The organism is Citrobacter sp. LUTT5 (assembly GCF_009905315.1).
Classification (GTDB): Bacteria; Pseudomonadota; Gammaproteobacteria; order Enterobacterales; family Enterobacteriaceae; genus Citrobacter; species Citrobacter freundii.
On the sequence record NZ_CP047606.1, the window covers coordinates 1,929,733 to 1,948,359 of the forward strand.

Here is an 18,627-nt window from a genome sequence, read left to right on the forward strand (position 1 = left end):
GTTTAACCTCTTATTACCGTGATGGATTGCTCAGTGATTTCGCTGACAATACCGTCAATACTGGCGTGAACAGGCGCGCCTAATGCACCGGACGGCACATCGGCAACGCATTGACCGCGAATAACGCGTTCGCCTTGTTCTACACATGGGATGGCGCTGGCACCTATATGCTGGCGTAACAACAGCGTCGTTTTATCTGTGGAGTAGTCAGTCTCAGCCAGTGGCGCATCGTGATACCAGTCGCTAAGGCCCAGTTTGGTAATAAGGCGCTTAACCGGGATCAGCCGGTACTTCGCCATTTCATCCTCAGGATTTAGCGGCCCTTCATAACGATGGTTGAGCGCCCGCAGCTCGCGTTTAAGCATGCGGTTGATTCGCATCGGCGAAATCCCAACCGGACAGGCAACGCTTTCACACACATTGCATTCTGAGCAGGTCAGGGCCGTGAGCAGTAGCTGCGGCGTGGCCGCCTGCTGATAATTAACCGCACGAACCAGCAGATGCGGGGATAATTCATGACCGATCAAATGCCTTGGGCACAAATCCGTACACAAACGGCACTGCTCGCAAACGGTTTTTGCAACAGAAAGCACAGTGCGTTCATCCTGCATCCGCCGCTGAATCAACGCATGAGACTTAGGCAAAACCAGCAGGCCCCCGGTGGTCTTGCTGACTGGGGTATCCAGTGAAGTAATCAGGCCGCCCATCATCGGACCACCGTTAATAAAGCCGGGATCGTCAACGGTTGCACCCCCGGCCAGCGCCAGAACGTCACGTAAAGACATGCCGACAGGGACTGTGAGTGTGATGGGACTGGCGACTGCGCCGTTAACGGTCAAGGTACGACGCGTAACGGGGTACTGCTGCTCAACTGCTCTCGCGATGTTGAGCACGGTCTGGACGTTATTGACCACTACGCCGACGCTGACCGGCAGCGCGGCAGGCGGAACTCTCCGGCCTGTTGCCATCCAGATGGTCAGAACCTCGTCACCTGCCGGGTAGACATCGGGCAAAATATGTAAGCGGATCCCGGCAGGCAGAAGGGGCGTTAATGCATTGATAGCTTCTTGGTATTTCTCTTTGAGCGCAATAATTCCGGAACTGGCTCCGGTAGCCGTCATGGCATATTGAACGCCGTGGATAAGTCGCTCAGCCTGGACGGCCATCAACTGCTGGTCAACTTTCAGCATTGGCTCACATTCAGCCGCATTGACCAGAAAAGTATCGACCTGCGCTTGTAATTTTACGTGAGCAGGAAAGCCTGCGCCTCCGGCTCCGACAACACCCGCTGCGCGAACGCGTTCGCGAATTGTCTGCGCATCATAGAGCGTGGACTCTGCCGTCATGGCTGTCTTCATAATAATTCCTCAAGCAGTTCCTGCATGGCACTGGCGTCGGCAACACGAGGATTGGTTTGCAGCGTGACATCAGCCAGCGCGGCCTGAACCATCACCGGGATACGTTGCGACCAGGCTTGCTTTCCGTCTTTAAGCGCGTCAACTAAAGAAGGCAACGCACACTGTTTTTTGAGTAGCTCGATATGATGAATGAGCGCATTCAATGCCGCTGTATCGTTCGCGTTATCCGGGCATAAATGGCAGGCTTTAGCGAAACGGGCATAGCGCTTCGCAGCCCGCGGATCGCGAGCATTAAAATGAATGACATGGGTCAGCAGCAGCGCATTGGCAAGTCCGTGTGGCAGATGAAACTGACCGCCCAACTGATGGGCAATCGCATGATTGATCCCCAGTCCAGCCTGACTAAATGCCATTCCCGCGAGCGTTGACGCATTGTGCATTTTCCCTCTGGTTGCCAGGCATTCGCCTTTGCTGACGGCGACAGGCAGATACTGGAAGACGATTTGAGCCGCTTTTTCAGCTAGTGCATCGGTGAAGTCGCTGGCCTTCGTGGACACGTATGCCTCCAACGCATGCGTTAACACGTCCATGCCGGTATTCGCGGTTATGGCTGGCGGTACGCTGACGACCAGCGTTGGATCAAGGATGGCCATGTCTGGATAAAGCGCATTATTAAACAATGGATATTTAATGCCTTTATCCGGATCGCTAATCACGCAGGCGCTGGTTACCTCGGAGCCCGTACCGCTGGTAGTGGGAATTGCGACACAGGTTTCAATTTCAATACCGAACTGGCGGCTGAACCAGACGATGGCTTTTGCGGCGTCCAGTGCTGAGCCGCCACCAAAACCCATCACGATGTCCGGCCGCAGGGACTGCATTTGTGCAATCCCTTGAACTACAGTGCTGATGGTGGGATCGGGGGTGATATCGCTGAAAATGCTGATGCGGTTATCCGCTGGCAGAGCGTTGCGCAGCTTTTCAATCAGGGGAGAACGCGCGAGAAAACCATCGCAAATAATCCAGATATGCTTATTCGTGAAGCGCTTGAGCACATCCAGACTTCCCTGGCCGCTGTACAATCGAGTTTGCAGTGAAAAGCTATTCATAACGGCCCCATTAACGAATAGAAAAACCGTTTGTCAGCACGCAACGACGAGAGCGTGCGAAAGTGCGCGCAGATGTTGTTCCTTCACCGGTTGGCGTCGCAATAGTGAAGGTTGTAAAGCCTTCACCACCAACGCCGATCCCGGCGTAAGAGGGGCCATTTTTCACAAAGATGGAGGTCTGAAGCGTGCGCGCGGCAAGGTTCAAACGTGACACATTTTGCGAATGCATAATGGCCGTGTGATGCAATCCCTCTTCAACCTTCAGGGCCAACGTTAATGCACTATCAAAATCGCTCACCGTTACGACGGGGAGCATTGGCATCAGTTGCTCGCTGGTAACCCACGGGTCGTCCGCCTGGACGATGCCTATCAGTAATCGAGGTGCTTTTGCCGGAACTGGTATTCCTGCTGCTTCCAGTAAGGTTGCCGGGCTTTTACCTACCAGTTTTTTATTGGCTATGCCTTCTGGTAGGCAGACGGCTCGCAGTTTGTCTACCTCTTCTCTATTGAGAAGCATCGCACCAAAAGACTGCATCTGTTGAACCAGTCGTTCGGCAACGGCATCAACAACAATCAGGCTCTTCTCAGCAATGCAGGGGAGGTTGTAATCAAAGGATGCGCCATTGATGATATCTTCCGCCGCCTTAACCAGGTCGGCCGTTTCATCAACAATGCAGGGGGGATTTCCTGCGCCTGCGCCGATGACTTTTTTCCCGCTTTTCATGCCCATAGCAACAATGCCTGGGCCACCGGTAATCGCCAGAACTGCGATTTTAGGGTGCGCCATCATCTGCTGGGTAGCCTCAAAAGTGGGTTCTGTGACCGTGACGACAAGATTACGAATTCCGCAGCAACGGAAAGCAATATCTTCAATCATGGCAATCAGCTTGAGTGAAATCTTTTTAGCACCCGGATGCGGACTGAAGTAAACGCTATTCCCTGCCGCCAGCATGCTGATGCTGTTGTTAATAATGGTCTCTGTCGGATTAGTACTGGGGGCGACAGAACCAATTACGCCAAACGGTGAATACTCGAATAACACCATGCCGCCATCGCCGGTTAGCGCCGTGGTGGTGAGATCTTCGATACCCGGAGTGTTGTCCAGCGCGGCTTTATTTTTAAGGAACTTATCCTCTTTGTTGCCCATACCCGTTTCGGCAGCGCTCTCAGCGGCCAGTGAAGCAAGATGAGGCGTCAGTTCTTCGCGTAGGGCGTTTATGATGGCGCTGCGGGTTTTCAATGGACATTGCTGGTAACGCAGAAAAGCCTGATGAGCGGCATCGATCGCTTCGCCAACGGACGGAAAAATACCGTTACCCTTAACTTCTGCTTTTGCCGGGGCGAGTTGCTCACTCAAAATGTTACGAATAAGGGTTTCAAGTTCTGAAGTATTCATTGATGTGTTCTCACGTTAATCGCCGCAATGGCCGTTTCTGCAATGTCCATATCCTGTTCAACGCTTCCTCCGCTGATGCCAAGACCCCCGAGGAGTAAACCCTCACGCCATAATGCGTACCCGCCACCGAAGGTGACGACTTTTCCCTGCATATGGCTTTCCAGACCGTAAAGCGCGGCGCCTGGTTGCACTGCTGATGTCAGCTCATGCGTGGCGGTTTTCATCGCCACGGCAGTCCATGCTTTTTTCGGTGCCAGTTCGCTACTCACCAGTAATGCGTCAGGCATGCGCCAGGCCACCGTTTGGGTCCCGTTCGCATCAACAATACTAATGACGACCGGAACCTGAAGTTCTTCTGCTCTCGTCACCGCAGCGCGAGTGAGTTGGTGGAGCTCCTGAAAAGACAGAGACATAGTCGGCTCCTTTGTGGCTGGTGGTTGAACGGCAGCGAGATAGCGCTCAGCCACTTTCTGAATGATTTCGTTTTGATGGGCGTCATGATCTTCTGCTCGTGCAAGCGCATATAAGCAGTCGGACAGGCGGTTGATATAACGCATCAGCACGTGTCTGACGGAGATCTCGGTGGACAGCTCGACCAGTCGTCTCTCTGCGCGACGTGCCAGAGTTCGGGCAAAGTGCAGTCGGCTGGCGGCTTCGCTGCGGCCTGGTAAAATAAAGCTGCGCAGGGGCGGTACTCTTCCCATTGCGATATCGATGGCAGCTTCCAATGCCGCAATTTCTTCTGAGCTGATGTAGCGCTGCTCTGGCGTTGGTTCTTCGCTTTCGCTTGCCAGTTCGGCGCTGAACCAAAAAAGCTGCAGCTGGATATTTTCAAGTAACTGCCGGTGCTGAGGGTTTTTCGCCGCGCAAACGCACAGGCTAAGCGCCGCATTCAGTTCGTCCAGCGTACCGTAGGCTTCCACGCGCGGATGCGTTTTGCTCACGCGCTGTCCGGTAAATAGGGCTGTTGTTCCGGCATCACCTGTGCGGGTATAAATCGCCATAGTTCCTCCTAACGAGAAAGCGTGTCGACAATGCCGACGATAGCCAGATCAATGGCCTCATTAGGGCCGGAAAATACGTGTCTGGCGCTGGACCCGCTGCTGAGTAATACCAGTTCGCCGGTCCCCGCGCCGACAGAATCAACAGCGACTTCATCTCCACTCACTGGGGACGCAGGAAGCTCTCCGTCAGCACTTACCCGACGTACCAGCAACAGTTTTTTTCCCACCAGTGATGGGGATTTTTGCGTGGAAACCACAACGCCTGTAACCCGTGCCAGATGCATAGCTCACTCCTGCTTAATTAGTTGGACATTTCGCAGACTGACAGCTTCCTGAGCCAGAGCCGTCACGACACATCGACGGCGTAACACCAGTACGCCATCCCTCAATTGGGCGACGTCGGCATAGCTGAGAAGCTTCTCAGGATGCAAAAAGATGATTCGCCCCAGTTCGTCACTGAACTCCAGTGGCAGACGCGCGAGTTTTTTCACGGGGATTGCGGGTAAAAATCGGTGTTGTAGTGAAATCTTCACGCGGACTCCGCATGCCAGCGCGTCGTGAATCGTTACCACCGACATGTTGACTGGGCAGCCTTCGGCAATTTGCTCCAGAAATGGCAGGTCCACTTGCTGGAGATGGAGCGACGAGTACTGGCAGCATACTGTCCGTGAATCGATTTCCCGTAACTGCGCGACGCTAAGAGTGAGCGTGCTTTCCGCGCGTTTTTTTAATCGGGAAACAACCTCCTCGATAATGCGTTGCAGCAGTTCGTTGTTCATCGTGAGGTCACCAGTGTGGCAAATGCCTGGGGATTATCAGCGCCTGCAGCATTGGCTTCGTCTGTATCGATATGCATTTCGAGGCGCATATCCGGCGAAACGCGTACGGCGACGTTATCGAAAATCAGTCGACGTTCATCGCCATTAATGGCGACCGAGACTTTATCACCATGGGAAACTCGCAGAATCAGAGCATCGAGCGGCGACATATGGATATGCCGTTGGGCAACGATCACCCCGGATGCTAAGTCCAGTTCAGCAAATGGGCTGACAAGACGAACACCGGGTGTGCCCTGAATATTGCCCGACATCCGCAGCGGAGCAGCAATTCCCAACGTGCGGGCGTCGGTACGGGAAATTTCGACCTGGCTGGTATTGCGCAGCGGACCGAGTAAACGCACATTTTTTAACTGACCTTTTGGCCCCACCAGCGTGACAGTCTGCTCTGCTGCATATTGCCCTGGCTGCAGCAGCTCTTTTTTCTCACTAATTGGGTGATTGGGAAACAAGCGACCGTAATCTTCAGCGCACAGATGAATATGCCGATTAGAGATCCCCAGCGGAATCGGGCGCTCGCGCATTTCATCCAGAACCTTAGCGACAGTGGTTTCCAGTTGCTGTTTATCCATCACGCTTCACCTCGTTTGCCGGAATGAAGACAAAGTGTGCGCGGCTCACCTTTTTGGCGAGGGCAGGCAGGATCAAGACACAAATTGCAGCTAATCAATTCTGCATCTTGCGGTGCTTCGGGTGCCGCATGGTCTACAAATATCTCTTCATGCGGTATGGCTGGTATGGGGTCGGGCGTTGGTTCAGGCTCCAGGACAACGCTATGCGACAGGATCCCGTCCCCGGGTCTGGAAATGACTTTGTGAGCCACCAGTCCATCTCGCTGGTCAGCGAAACTGACACCGGTGGAAATGGCCGCCTGGACGGAGGCCACATCCCCGATTATCTTGATCACCGTCCAGCCTGAACCGTTGGTTTTTTCGAGGCCCACCAGCGTGATGGAGGCGGCTTTCGCCATGACGTCCGCGCAACTGATGGCTAATGCCAGACCACTAACTTCAAGTAATCCCAGTGATTGCTTCACGCTGTGCTCCTTGGTTGCAACGACTTATGCGGATTTAGGTAAAATGGCTTCAACGTCGCTGTGCGGACGCGGGATAACGTGGCAGGATTTCACCTCGCCAACGGCGCTTGCGGCTGCGCTTCCAGCATCTACGGCTGCTTTCACCGCGCCGACATCACCGCGAACCATAACGGTGATGAGGCCAGAGCCGATTTTTTCGTAACCAACCAACTGCACGTTTGCGGATTTCACCATGGCATCAGCGGCTTCAATAGCGCCGACAAGCCCTTTTGTTTCAACCAGTCCCAGTGCGTTATTCATACTGCTTTTCTCCTGTGGGTTATGAGTGGCATTCCCGGAACGGAATGCCTTTAACCAGCCGCGCAGCGTTGTTACCAATGCTGCGGCGATCGTGGCTATTTTGTTGATACGTCAGCGTAAAAAGCGGTGCTGATGAGGGTAAGTTTTTGTAGTGCACGACCAGTTTTTCACGGCTACAGCCAATACCAACCAGCAATGGTGATTGGCAGGCGGCCAACCATGCGTTGTGGATAACGTCAGTTGAGTCATTCTCCTGAATCACAAAGGGGATCCCTTCTTCTTCAATACCCAGCAGTACGTCATTCCAGACGTCAGCGCAGTCAGCACTGGTGAAGATAACGATGGCTGGCGTGGTGAGATTACTTTCCATGAGCGAATGCCTTATGCCAGGAGAGAATCAGCCCTGTCGCAACCGCATTGCGCGGACCTTCGGTACCACGAATATTGCCGCGCCCGGCAACCAGTCGATAATGCGCCAGAGCATCGGTGACCAGCTGCGGAACTTCAAAATCCAGGGATGAGCCGCCAACCAGTACCACAAAGGGAATATCCCGAATGTTCCCGGTCGGACTCACCTGACGTAGCGCTCTGAGTGCGTTAGTAACGAAAACGCGTTCCTTAGCACTTCGACGAATGGCCCGTACTTTCTCCAGCGCCAGTTCACCCGGCAGTGGCACCAGTTCATCGGGCTTCACTACGCACACGCGCGCAAAAACCGTTGGCGGGAGAGGCGTAGGGAAGAACTGAACGCTGCCGTCTTCGTGGCGAAGATGGAACAAGCTCTCAACTTTCGCCAACGGATACTTTTTAATCTCTTCCGCGAGATAACGGTCATCCAGACCCAGTTCACGGGCAATGATCATCGTGACCATATCGCCTGCACCCGCCAGGTGCGTGGCAATAATTTCGCCCTTAGGATTGATGATAGAAGCGTCGGTTGAACCCGCGCCGAGGTCCAGAATAGCCAGTGGTCGCGTGGTGCCCGGAGTAGTTAAGGCCCCCAGAATGGCAGCTTCGGCTTCGGCCCCGCCAACCTGGACGTCAATGTTGAGCTTTTGCGTGATCTCCTGGGCAATCGTCGCCATTTGCAGGCGGTCTGATTTCACCATGGAGGCTATGCCGACAGCCTGTTCCAGCGAGAACTCACCGGCAAGTCCACCCGTCACGCTGACAGGAACCGAGGTATCGACCGCCAGCAGATCCTGAATAAAAATTTCATGACTGGGTTTATTGGTTAATTCAGCCATCGTCTGGCGCACATGCTCCAGCATGCCGCCAATATTGGTGCCAGCTTCTCCGGTAACGTTATCCAGTTTTGGGCATTCACCAACCGCTTTCATAATCGCTTCGGCGCCCGCTGCAACGTCGACCCGTACTGTACGACCCTGAGACTGTAGCTCCAGATTTCCGGCAGGAATCGCTCGCGCTTTCACATCACCTGACGGCGTTTTCACCACCACGGCTGAACGGTTGCCGATCAGCGCCCGTGCCATCGGAACAATGTTTTTAGTCTCATCGGCATTGAGGCCAAAGACAGTTGCAATACCGTAGGGGTTAGAAAGCGTTTCAATGACCTTTCCTGGTACTGCGACCTCAATGGCAGCCAGCATCCCCAACGGGATACGGTCAATATGAAGAACTTCATCGACGATGGGCAGGGGATGAGTCAGACGATTACTGACCAACACACCATCGTCCTGCTGCAAAATAACACCAGTTAACTGGTATCCGGCGCGGACGGAGGCATTAATCATCGTAGCAACATCGGCGAAATCAAATGCCGATGACACCACCAGAATATAGGGCGTATCCGCCGGGCGACTGAGAAGGTCTTCCGGCGTAATAGTGACGCCCACGCCTAACCCGACGCCGCCCGGTGTTTTAGGGTTATGGCCGATCATGGTGGATTCAGTGATGATGGTTTCGGTTATTGTTTCCATCGCCACGTCGCCAATGACCGGGGTGGCTTCGTTAATACGGATGAGCGAAATATCGCTGACATTGATACCGGCGTTTTTTGCCGCCAGCGTAAGGGCCTCCTGAATGCCAAACACATTACGTAATGTGCCCTTAATTCCGGTGGTTTCTGCCAGCGCGCTGCCGGTGATGCTCAGCACGCCAGACTCATCCAGAGTAGCCAGAGCGACTTCCGTTGATGAGTTGCCTATGTCAATGCCAGCTATATATCGCATGATCCTGTCCCTGAGTTAGTCGTCGCCTTTGAGTTTTTTACGCTCAACGTACAGCGCTGCCGCTTCACGAACGAAAGCTGCACAGATTTTTGCCTGATAACGATTTTCGAGATCGTCGGCGATAGCCATCAGCTCATCTTTTGTTGAGCGGTACGGGCGCAGCGCGTTGTAGATCTCAAGAATGCGATCGTCAGGAACAGCGGTTAGCTCAGCAGCGCGCTCAAAGTTCATCGCCAGCCTGTCACGTCCGGCATCTTTGGCGATTTCCGCCTGGAGGCGCAGTGTTTCAGGAGTGATGCGCATGTCCTGCGCGGTCACTTTGTTGCTCAGAACATTTTCAAGCGTGAAGTCGTCCAGCGTTTTGTTGGTCGCAGTTTTTACCCACTCAGGATGTTTATTCGCGAGAGGGTAATCCGTGACTTTCGCGGTATGTGCTGATGAACTCGCCGCGGGCGGAGTCGCGGACTCGCCTTGCAGGCTGTTCATCCGGCTCAACACATCCCGAACCATCGATTCAATTGCGTCGGTATTCATGGAGGTATCCTTTATCAAAGCGCCACGCGCAGTTCCTGCGGGTTTTTGCCTGTCACAACGTATTTGGTCTCTTTAATGTGCAGAATGGCTGATTTCGCCTGGTACTTAGGACGAGCCATCTGGTCATTCAGCGTAGGGACCGGTTGCGGAGATTCACGCTTGGCATAACGCGCGGCGTTTTTACCGATCTGACGATAGGTTTCCAGCGTCAGAAGCGGTGCCTGAGGGAACAGCTCCAGGTTTGAAAGCGGCGGTAACCCCTGCTGGTGGATAACCGTCGTGCCTTTTGACTGGATACCGATAGAGATCCCGGAACCGCTCAGACGGTTACCCTCAACGGCAACAAACGCCACATCGGAGGATTTAAAGCAGCGGATAACGCGCGCTTTAATGCCTTCTTCTTCAATACCGGCAATCACTTCGCGCAAGATATTCTTATGCGGGATCCCAACAATATTGACGGTTTGTGACAAGCCAAACGCCGGCCCTACGGCAATAATCACTTCGTCCTGTTGCTGGCCTTGTTTGGCTTCACCAATCTCGGTCAGAAAGCTGTCGCCCTGTGCCGCAGCAGCCTGAGGTGCGCTTGCCGCTGTAGATGCGCGGAAAGAGACGGGTTTGTCGCTGGTCTGCATTTCAGACAACACATCTTCAATTATCTGGCGCAGCAGTTTTTCATTAATTTCCATTTTTCACCCCTTAGCCAAGCTCGTTGGGATCAAGTGCGCCAGGGATGTTTTTGATCTCTTCCCAGCGTTCGCCTTGCAGGCGATAACCTGTTGCCGGACCGGCATAGTCGTTAACATCATTGACAGCGGATAGCACCTGTCCGTCGCCAACGATAATGGCGGAGGTATGCAGGTAATCCCCGGTTAACTTGGCTTTCTGGATGTTGAGCATGTCCTGAGCGACATCGGTAAATCCGCCCTGAGCAAGGGCTTTCACCACTTCCAGACCGTTACGGTTTTTGTTGATGATCTCTTGTGCAAACTTGATATCTTCAACGATGTTACGTTCCGGCATATCTTTCGAACCGTGGGCGTAGGTCGCCGCTTCCACTTCTTCATCAGTGATTGGCGGTAATCCCATCCCGGCAAAGACGGCCTGCAGCGCACGCGCCGCTTTGTTACGAATGGCGATAACGTCTTCTTCACGAACCGGGCGCAGACCACCGTCTACTTTCAGGTCACGCTGGAGAACGTTGTAGTCGTCAAAATCTTCAGCATCCTCGTTCGAACCCGCAAACATGTTGTCGTAGTTCGGCACTGCGGAATAACCAGAAGAAATGAAGTCAGTACCCGGCAGGAACTGCATCAGCAGACGCGCAGTACGACGCATATCCGAGTGGGTAAAGGTTTGGTCGTTGCTGGAGGCGCATTCCAGATCCAGAGAGGAGCAGATCAGGTTTTCAGCCAGCACTGCACGAATTCCTGACGGCACGGCGGAAGGGACTCCGATGCAGCTTACGGAACCGTTTTGCAGACCCTGTACGCCAGCAGCTTTGGTGATGTAAATACAGCGGGCTTCCAGATAAAGCATCGATTTGCCTTCGGCGTAACCCATCTGAACTTCTGAACCAGAGCCGGAGGTAAAGCGCATTTTCAGACCACGGGATGCGTAGGACGAGGCGAGGAAGCCTTTAGACCATGGCGTGTCATCGCCGTCGGTAAAGACGGGTTCAGTACCATAGACGGAGATAGTTTCAGCGTAGCAAGTGTGGCCTAGCATCCCGAGTTTGAGTTCGGTTGCTTCTTCCAGAGAACACTGAGTTAACACGCCCGGGCGTCCAACCTGTGAGCCGACTAACAGCGCAATGGCGTTAAATGGCGCATAACGCGCAACGGCAACGGTCGTTTCCTGTTCGTCAAATCCACGCCATGCGCCTTCAGCGGCATCAGCGGCAATTTGCACGGGGTTATCTTTGACATTAGTGACGTGCGCTTGTTGAGATGGTGTACGACGAGCACGCATTTTCTGCATGGCCATCATCATCTCAACGACGTTCATATGGGACACGACTTCGACAATTTTTGCCGGCGTCATTGCGGTGGTCAGCGGCACAATGTCTTTGCGCTTCACGTTAGGATCGCAAAGCATATTGGCCAGTTTGACCGAATCCATCGCCATGACTTCTTCAGCGCGCGCCAGGTTAATGCCATAGCGGGCAATAAAATGGTCGATTAAGTCAAATTCACTAGCGGATTTACCGTCCAGTTCAGTGACTGTACCGTTGACGATTTTAATCGACGGTTTGGGGTCGTTCGGGCTTTCCATCGCAATGAAGCCTTCTTCGATCCACTCCTTAACGAAGCCATCCTGATTCACAGGGCGCTTCGCCAGTGCTTCAAATCTTTTCGATCTCATGAATCAGCCTCACTGATATCAGATGTAGGACGGACGATCGTTTTTCGGCTCTGAGCCGAGGGTCCCGAGTACGGTTTTACCGATTTCACGGGCGGAGATAACAGCCTGACGAACAGCGCCAGAGTCACCCGAAATAACCAGAATGGCTTCGTTACTGAAGCTGGTGCCATGAGCAGGGGAGCTGTAAGCCACAACTTCCACGTTGGCGGATTTCAGGGCAGTATCAGCCATCAGGACACCAACGGATGCTGGTGCGCCGACGATGACGCCACAGGCACGACCAATCGGTGCGCCAAAGGCTTTTTCCAGCGCGTAGCTGGCGCGTGCGGTGTATTGCATCTCGATGTGACCGGCCTCGTTGGCATAAACGTCGCCAAAGGTGCGATCCAGTTCTTTCAGTGCGACTTCAATGCCGCGTTTCACGTCGGAAACATCGTTGCCGCCAAGAATAATCAGCGAGCCATGACCTGCGCCGCCTTTGGTATCACGTGGTAACTCAATACTGACGACTTCAGTATTGGTGGCTTTCACCGCTTCATCAGCGGCCATGATGTGTGGACCCGCACCAGTACGGGCGCCAAGGATGCCAATGGAGCGATAGCGTTTTTCAAGTTTCATTGCGTCCAAGAGGGCACTGTCTACGTTGGCGATTACCAGACCGACGGTGTCGCCAATCGCGGTACCGACAAACTCCGTTAAACTGCAGCTTTTCTCTGCCATAGCCGTTTCTCGTGTTGGGTGATTATTTTCTGGGATAGCCTGCTGTTCTGGCGTTGCCACACGAGCAATCACCTGCGCCATGATCTGTTCAACCAGTTCATTGCTGCTCATTAGCTAATTCCCTTCGGTAAGATTTTTTCTACATCGGTATGCGGGCGTGGGATAACGTGTACGGCTTTCACTTCTCCCACATTACGGGCTGCGGCGGCACCGGCATCTGTTGCTGCTTTGACTGCGCCGACATCGCCGCGGACAATAACTGTTACCAGCCCCGAACCAATTTTTTCGTAGCCGACCAGCATTACATTGGCTGACTTCACCATTGCATCTGCGGCCTCTATGGCTGCAGTTAAGCCTTTGGTTTCTACCATTCCTAACGCTTCTTGTTGCATAAAGACCTCGCCTGGGTTGTCCCGATTTTCATGACTATAAAAAGAAGCGAGGAAAAAGAATGGCTGAGTTGAAAGTAAGAGTGAAAAAATAGTGGGGTAACGGTGAGATAAAATTGCTGTGAGTTATTGTAATACTATGTTTTTATTGGTTATTTTAATCTTAATCGATATGACTATTTGGTTATGTTAATTCCATATTTACACTTTTCTGAGTGACAGTTTAAATATCATTTGCTATGCGAGAAAAATGAAATTGTGATGATCGTTTGAAAATGGAATTCTGCTGTTCGCAATATTTTATTATTTTGAAAATGTACTTTTAATTGGGTGAATCCACGTTTTGTCGCCTGTTTTAATAAAGGTGATAGCAAAAATTTGCTATCACAACACGATTTTTAAGGGTATGTCGCTTGCAGATTGCCAACAATTTGCCGATACAGATTTTTATAGTAAGTCTTGAAGTAACCTTCCTGCCAGCAAGGAGTCCGCTGGTAAAGACACGAACTCTGCTTAGAAGGTGTCACAATGAACGATTCACTAAGAGCGCAATGTATTGCTGAGTTTTTGGGTACCGGGCTATTTTTGTTTTTTGGTATTGGGTGCCTGAGCGCCCTGAAGGTCGCGGGTGCCAGTTTGGGATTGTGGGAGATCTGTATCATATGGGGCTTGGGGATCTCGCTTGCAGTTTACCTGACAGCCGGGATTTCTGGGGCCCATCTCAATCCCGCTATTACCATCGCACTTTGGTTGTTTGCCTGTTTTCCTGGCCGTAAAGTACTGCCTTATTCTGTCGCTCAGATAGCAGGTGCCTTTGGTGGCGCTATGCTGGCCTATTTGTTGTACGGCAGTTTATTTATTGAGTATGAATCAGCCCACCAAATGGTACGCGGCAGTCTGGAAAGCCTGCAACTTGCCAGTATTTTTAGCACGTATCCTGCCGCCGCACTGAGTGTCTGGCAGGCCGCACTGGTCGAAGTGGTGATTACCTCCATTCTGATGGGGATGATTATGGCGCTAACGGACGACGGTAACGGTGTTCCCAAAGGCCCTCTGGCACCACTGTTGATTGGTATTCTGGTTGCTGTTATCGGCGCATCAACCGGTCCACTTACCGGTTTTGCGATGAACCCGGCACGTGATTTTGGTCCTAAATTGTTTGCCTGGATGGCCGGGTGGGGTGATGTTGCGATGACCGGTGGGCGCGATATCCCTTATTTCATCGTGCCGATTGTGGCTCCCATCATCGGCGCCTGTGCGGGCGCAGCAATTTATCGTTATTTTATTGGCAAAAATTTACCGTGTAATTCGTGTAAGTTGGAGGAAAACGAGAGCTAGCTTCATGAAAGATGTTTATTATTGAAAGGTAAAAACTGTTTTCGTGATCCGGTTTCCTGAACGGCTTAAAAAGTCTCCCAAGAATGGGAGACTTTTGTTATGTTCAATGCTGACTTTCATCAGAGCGCTGGATCGCGAGATGAAAATGAATGTGTGAATAATATGTTTTATTTATAACAATAAATTAACTGAGAGGTTTTATCATGATTTCTGCGAGTGCCCTGAACTCAGAACTCATTAATAAAATCGCACAGGATTTTGCACAGGCCACCAGTCTGGCTGTTGTGGTTGTCAATATTCACGGTGATGAAATTTCTGAGCTTTTTAATTTCACTCCTTTTTGCCAGTTGATGCGCCAGCATCCTCAGCATAGTACGCGTTGTCGTATGAGCGACCGCTGTGGCGGGTTGGAAGCCTCTAAGTCCGATCAACCTTGCATTTATCGATGCCATGCCGGGCTTACCGATTTCTCAATTCCGCTGGTCATCGCGGGACACCTGGTAGGGTTTGTGCTTTGTGGACAAGTACGCTTAAGTAACGATGTAGGCCTCGTTGATATTCTGAACGTCGATGACCGCTGGCAAGCCGATCCTGAGCTGGTCAACGAGTTCCGTAATGTACCTGAGATGGACTATTCTCGAGTCATTGCCTCAGCGGATTTACTCAAGCTCATCGTCGAAAATTGCCTTAAGAAACAACTCAATTTTGTTGTTATCAAAGATAACCCGCAGCAGTCAGAGCCGGTACGCGCTAACCGCAGTACCAATCCGCATGACAGTAAAATGAAAAAAGCCCTGCGCTATATTGATGCGCATTTATCAGACGAGCTGCGTCTGGAAGATGTTGCCTCTCATGTTTTCCTTAGCCCGTACTATTTCAGTAAATTGTTCAAAAAATATCAGGGTATCGGTTTTAACGCATGGGTAAACCAACAGAGAATGGCAAGTGCCAAAGAGCTGCTTTGCCACAGTGACTGGAGCATAGCCAGCATTGCGCGTAATTTAGGCTTTTCGCAAACCAGCTATTTTTGCAAAGTGTTCCGTCAAACGTATCAGGTTACGCCGCAGGCATTTCGCCAGCAAATTAATGTCATTTCACGCGGAGAGTCCGCTTAAATAGCAATATTTTGCTATTGCCGATTTTTGATATGTGGTGCTATGCCCGTCATTATAAAATGAAAAATAATGACAGCTGCCAATAAATTGTCATAGCGCAACAAAATAATGGTATTAGAGGGATAAACTGCACCAGTTTTTATTTTTGTGATGAGATACAGTGTCTGTGTGAATGACTTTCTTTATTCTTAGCTGATACTTTCATTCAAAAAGTGAACGTATGAATATGTGGGAAAAGGCCAGGAAATTGGCTGAATGAATTCGGAAAGATATTAAACTGAATTATTGTCATGAGGTCGTGAATTTACCTCATAACAGAGAGCTTAATTAACCAGGCTCTTGAACTGACAGGTTTGCCACATTTGTGGTAGGGAAGGGGGTGAGAATCCCCCGCAGCCCCCGCTGCTGTGATGCTGACGACCCCGTATGGACCACTGATCGCAAGATTGGGAAGGACGGGTGAGGATGACGCTAAGCCAGAAGACCTGCCTGTCAGTGACTACCAACAACTTCGGTGGGAAGTGGGTGGTTCAGATGCATACAGTCGAGAGACTGGGTATCTCTACACCCCTACCACCCTGAACAGGATCAGGGTATGGCGGCCAATTTTCACGCATTTGTTCTTGCAGGTACCGGAAGCGGCTGTGGTAAAACCACGGTGACGCTGGGCTTGTTGAGCTTGTTGAAAAAACGCGGTTTGCGCGTCCAGCCTTGCAAAGTGGGTCCTGATTACCTTGATACCGGCTGGCATACAGCGGTATGCGGTACTGCTTCCCGCAATCTTGATAGCTTTATGCTTCCCGTCCCCACGCTGAACGCTCTATTCAACGAGCAGATGCGACATGCGGATATCGCCGTTATTGAAGGTGTGATGGGGTTGTATGACGGCTATGGTACCGACCCAAACTACTGCAGCACCGCCGCGATGGCTAAACAGTTAGGCTGTCCGGTCATCTTACTGGTTGATGGCAAAGCCGTTTCCACCTCAATCGCCGCAACAGTAATGGGTTTTCAGCATTTTGATCCCACCCTGAACATCGCCGGCGTTATTGTTAATCGGGTTAACAGCGAAACGCATTACCAGTTACTGAAAGTCGCAATCGAACGTTACTGCGATGTACCCGTCTTAGGTTACGTACCCCGTATGGATGGGGTTGCCCTTCCCGAACGACATTTGGGTTTAGTCACCGCACGTGAGTCGGTTATCAATCAGCAACCGTGGCAGGAGTTTGCTGCCACGTTGGAGCAAACCCTTGATATTGACGCACTGCTGACATTAAGCCAGTCAACCAATCTTCCTGCTGGCGAATGGCCCGCGCTGCCTGCCCCAGATGCTGGAGCAGGGCTAACGCTTGCAATTGCCGATGACGAAGCCTTCAACTTCTACTACCCGGACAACATTACGCTGCTGGAACGTACGGGACTTAATATTGTTCGTTTTAGCCCGTTGCACGACATCTGCTTACCCGACTGTCAGATGATCTGGTTAGGCGGTGGATATCCTGAGCTACACGCTGCGGCGCTGGCTCGCAATGTCTCGATGCTGAAGCAACTGCGAGCGGCACATCAACGTGGCGTCGCGATTTACGCAGAGTGTGGGGGGCTGATGTATCTCGGCAGTTCGCTTGAGGACAGTAGCGGCGATACCTGGCTGATGGCGGATATCATTCCCGGCCACAGCAAAATGGGAAAACGTCTGACCCGATTTGGCTACTGCGAAGCGCAGGCCGCACAACAAACATTGTTAGCAGCAGAAGGCGAAGTGCTGCGCGGGCATGAATTCCACTATTCCGATTTTACCCCTGAAACACCAGCGGTGATGAACTGTCGCAAAGTGCGCGATGGTAAAACGCTGCAAGCCTGGTCTGGCGGCTGGCAGGTCGGAAACACCTTCGCCAGCTATCTACACGTTCATTTTGCTCAACGTCCGCAGATGCTTAACCACTGGCTGACAGCCGCGAGGAGCGCGCTATGACGATCCTTGCGTGGTGTGTTGCCTGGCTGCTTGATTTTATCATCGGCGATCCGCAGAACTGGCCGCATCCGGTGCGCTGGATTGGCAATCTGATTTCTGCCGTGCAACGAATTATTCGGCGTTATTGTCATAGCGACCGTGCGCTGCGCATTGGTGGCGCGGTGATGTGGATTGTGGTGGTTGGTTTGACCTGGGCTGCGTCCTGGGGCGTGCTGGTACTGGCAAAATCTGTTCATCCCTGGTTGGGTTGGGTGGTAGAGGTATGGATGATCTTTACCGTGCTGGCCGGGCGATGCCTGGCGAATGCCGCACAGGATGTCGAACGTCCTCTACGGGCCGGTGACCTTGCTGCGAGTCGGGAAAAACTGTCGTGGATAGTGGGGCGTGATACCTCGCAACTGCAACCGCAACAGATCAATCGTGCGGTGGTGGAAACCGTGGCTGAAAACACCGTAGACGGCATTATCGCGCCGCTGTTTTTTCTCCTTCTCGGCGGTGCGCCCCTTGCGATGGCCTACAAAGCGGTAAACACCCTTGACTCCATGGTGGGCTACAAACATGAAAAATACCGCGCTATCGGTATGGTCAGCGCGCGTCTGGACGATGTCGCGAACTTTATTCCTGCAAGACTGAGCTGGCTGCTGCTGGGCGTGGCGGCATTTTTATGCCGTAAAGACGGCTCGCGAGCTTTACAGATTGGCTGGCGCGATCGCTACAACCACAGCAGCCCAAACTGTGCGTGGTCAGAGGCATCCGTAGCCGGGGCATTAGGCATTCGTCTGGGTGGTCCTAATGACTACTTTGGCGAGCGCGTTGAGAAACCGTGGATCGGTGATGCGCAACGCGACATTTCGGTAGACGACATTTCCCATACGATTCGACTGATGTGGGTGGCATCGACGCTGGCACTGGCGCTGTTTATTGCGCTGCGGTGGCTGTGGGCCGGTGTAGCCTGAGGACA

Annotated in this window: 20 protein-coding genes and 1 riboswitch; of the genes, 4 read left to right on the forward strand and 16 right to left on the reverse strand. The window is 52.3% G+C overall.

Features of this window, described 5'->3' with window-relative positions:
• Positions 1 to 2: 2 nt before the first annotated feature.
• The 16 genes from pduS to pduA are packed head-to-tail and all read right to left on the reverse strand — an operon-like array spanning position 3 to position 13,241.
• Positions 3 to 1,358 carry a cobalamin reductase PduS gene (pduS, locus tag GUC46_RS09015; RefSeq protein ID WP_149911059.1) on the reverse strand — a complete coding sequence of 452 codons (1,356 nt, stop codon included), beginning with the start codon at positions 1,356 to 1,358 and terminating at the stop codon, positions 3 to 5.
• The gene (locus tag GUC46_RS09020; RefSeq protein WP_044701544.1) at positions 1,355 to 2,467 is read right to left on the reverse strand and encodes a 1-propanol dehydrogenase PduQ; all 1,113 of its coding nucleotides are present in this window, start codon (positions 2,465 to 2,467) and stop codon (positions 1,355 to 1,357) included. The genes pduS and GUC46_RS09020 overlap by 4 nt, the downstream gene beginning before the upstream one ends.
• Before the next feature lie 10 nt (positions 2,468 to 2,477).
• Positions 2,478 to 3,863 (reverse strand): CoA-acylating propionaldehyde dehydrogenase PduP, encoded by a 1,386-nt coding sequence (pduP, locus tag GUC46_RS09025; RefSeq protein WP_044701542.1) that lies wholly within the window; start codon positions 3,861 to 3,863, stop codon positions 2,478 to 2,480.
• Entirely contained in the window at positions 3,860 to 4,867 is a 1,008-nt protein-coding gene (gene pduO / locus GUC46_RS09030) for a two-domain cob(I)yrinic acid a,c-diamide adenosyltransferase PduO (protein WP_130714535.1), read from the reverse strand. The genes pduP and pduO overlap by 4 nt, the downstream gene beginning before the upstream one ends.
• An 8-nt stretch (positions 4,868 to 4,875) precedes the next feature.
• Positions 4,876 to 5,151: a EutN/CcmL family microcompartment protein gene (locus GUC46_RS09035; RefSeq protein ID WP_003030211.1), complete on the reverse strand. Its 276-nt coding sequence runs from the start codon at positions 5,149 to 5,151 to the stop codon at positions 4,876 to 4,878.
• 3 nt (positions 5,152 to 5,154) lie between these two features.
• Entirely contained in the window at positions 5,155 to 5,646 is a 492-nt protein-coding gene (gene pduM, locus GUC46_RS09040) for a microcompartment protein PduM (protein WP_130714537.1), read from the reverse strand.
• The gene (locus tag GUC46_RS09045; RefSeq protein WP_003839005.1) at positions 5,643 to 6,275 is read right to left on the reverse strand and encodes a phosphate propanoyltransferase; all 633 of its coding nucleotides are present in this window, start codon (positions 6,273 to 6,275) and stop codon (positions 5,643 to 5,645) included. Before GUC46_RS09045 ends, pduM begins: the two co-directional genes overlap by 4 nt.
• Positions 6,275 to 6,739: a BMC domain-containing protein gene (locus GUC46_RS09050; RefSeq protein ID WP_003839007.1), complete on the reverse strand. Its 465-nt coding sequence runs from the start codon at positions 6,737 to 6,739 to the stop codon at positions 6,275 to 6,277. The genes GUC46_RS09045 and GUC46_RS09050 overlap by 1 nt, the downstream gene beginning before the upstream one ends.
• A gap of 24 nt (positions 6,740 to 6,763) precedes the next feature.
• Positions 6,764 to 7,039, reverse strand: a complete 276-nt coding sequence (pduJ, locus tag GUC46_RS09055; RefSeq protein WP_001057752.1) for a propanediol utilization microcompartment protein PduJ — start codon at positions 7,037 to 7,039, stop codon at positions 6,764 to 6,766.
• A gap of 19 nt (positions 7,040 to 7,058) precedes the next feature.
• Positions 7,059 to 7,409, reverse strand: a complete 351-nt coding sequence (locus GUC46_RS09060; protein WP_003844243.1) for a glycerol dehydratase reactivase beta/small subunit family protein — start codon at positions 7,407 to 7,409, stop codon at positions 7,059 to 7,061.
• Positions 7,399 to 9,231: a diol dehydratase reactivase subunit alpha gene (locus GUC46_RS09065; protein WP_130714538.1), complete on the reverse strand. Its 1,833-nt coding sequence runs from the start codon at positions 9,229 to 9,231 to the stop codon at positions 7,399 to 7,401. Before GUC46_RS09065 ends, GUC46_RS09060 begins: the two co-directional genes overlap by 11 nt.
• Positions 9,232 to 9,246: 15 nt before the next feature.
• Positions 9,247 to 9,765 carry a propanediol dehydratase small subunit PduE gene (pduE, locus tag GUC46_RS09070; protein ID WP_003030243.1) on the reverse strand — a complete coding sequence of 173 codons (519 nt, stop codon included), beginning with the start codon at positions 9,763 to 9,765 and terminating at the stop codon, positions 9,247 to 9,249.
• Positions 9,766 to 9,779: 14 nt separating this feature from the next.
• Positions 9,780 to 10,454, reverse strand: a complete 675-nt coding sequence (gene pduD, locus GUC46_RS09075; RefSeq protein WP_003844241.1) for a propanediol dehydratase medium subunit PduD — start codon at positions 10,452 to 10,454, stop codon at positions 9,780 to 9,782.
• 10 nt (positions 10,455 to 10,464) lie between these two features.
• Positions 10,465 to 12,129: a propanediol dehydratase large subunit PduC gene (pduC, locus tag GUC46_RS09080; protein WP_003030249.1), complete on the reverse strand. Its 1,665-nt coding sequence runs from the start codon at positions 12,127 to 12,129 to the stop codon at positions 10,465 to 10,467.
• An 18-nt stretch (positions 12,130 to 12,147) separates the two neighbouring features.
• A complete protein-coding gene (pduB, locus tag GUC46_RS09085; RefSeq protein ID WP_003030252.1) occupies positions 12,148 to 12,960 on the reverse strand; it encodes a propanediol utilization microcompartment protein PduB in 813 nt (270 codons plus the stop codon).
• Positions 12,960 to 13,241 (reverse strand): propanediol utilization microcompartment protein PduA, encoded by a 282-nt coding sequence (gene pduA, locus GUC46_RS09090; protein ID WP_003030255.1) that lies wholly within the window; start codon positions 13,239 to 13,241, stop codon positions 12,960 to 12,962. The genes pduB and pduA overlap by 1 nt, the downstream gene beginning before the upstream one ends.
• Before the next feature lie 525 nt (positions 13,242 to 13,766).
• Here pduA and pduF point away from each other — a divergent pair.
• The 4 genes from pduF to cbiB all read left to right on the forward strand — a co-directional run bounded on the left by pduF (position 13,767) and on the right by cbiB (position 18,622).
• Complete coding sequence (gene pduF, locus GUC46_RS09095; protein WP_003030258.1) at positions 13,767 to 14,576, forward strand: propanediol diffusion facilitator PduF; 810 nt, start codon at positions 13,767 to 13,769, stop codon at positions 14,574 to 14,576.
• A gap of 203 nt (positions 14,577 to 14,779) precedes the next feature.
• On the forward strand, positions 14,780 to 15,691 hold the full coding sequence (pocR, locus tag GUC46_RS09100) for a regulatory protein PocR (protein WP_003030260.1): 912 nt from the start codon (positions 14,780 to 14,782) through the stop codon (positions 15,689 to 15,691).
• A gap of 332 nt (positions 15,692 to 16,023) precedes the next feature.
• A riboswitch (cobalamin riboswitch) is annotated at positions 16,024 to 16,199 on the forward strand.
• A gap of 87 nt (positions 16,200 to 16,286) precedes the next feature.
• Positions 16,287 to 17,666: a cobyrinate a,c-diamide synthase gene (locus tag GUC46_RS09105; protein ID WP_130714539.1), complete on the forward strand. Its 1,380-nt coding sequence runs from the start codon at positions 16,287 to 16,289 to the stop codon at positions 17,664 to 17,666.
• Positions 17,663 to 18,622 (forward strand): adenosylcobinamide-phosphate synthase CbiB, encoded by a 960-nt coding sequence (cbiB, locus tag GUC46_RS09110; protein ID WP_003839024.1) that lies wholly within the window; start codon positions 17,663 to 17,665, stop codon positions 18,620 to 18,622. The genes GUC46_RS09105 and cbiB overlap by 4 nt, the downstream gene beginning before the upstream one ends.
• Positions 18,623 to 18,627: the final 5 nt, after the last annotated feature.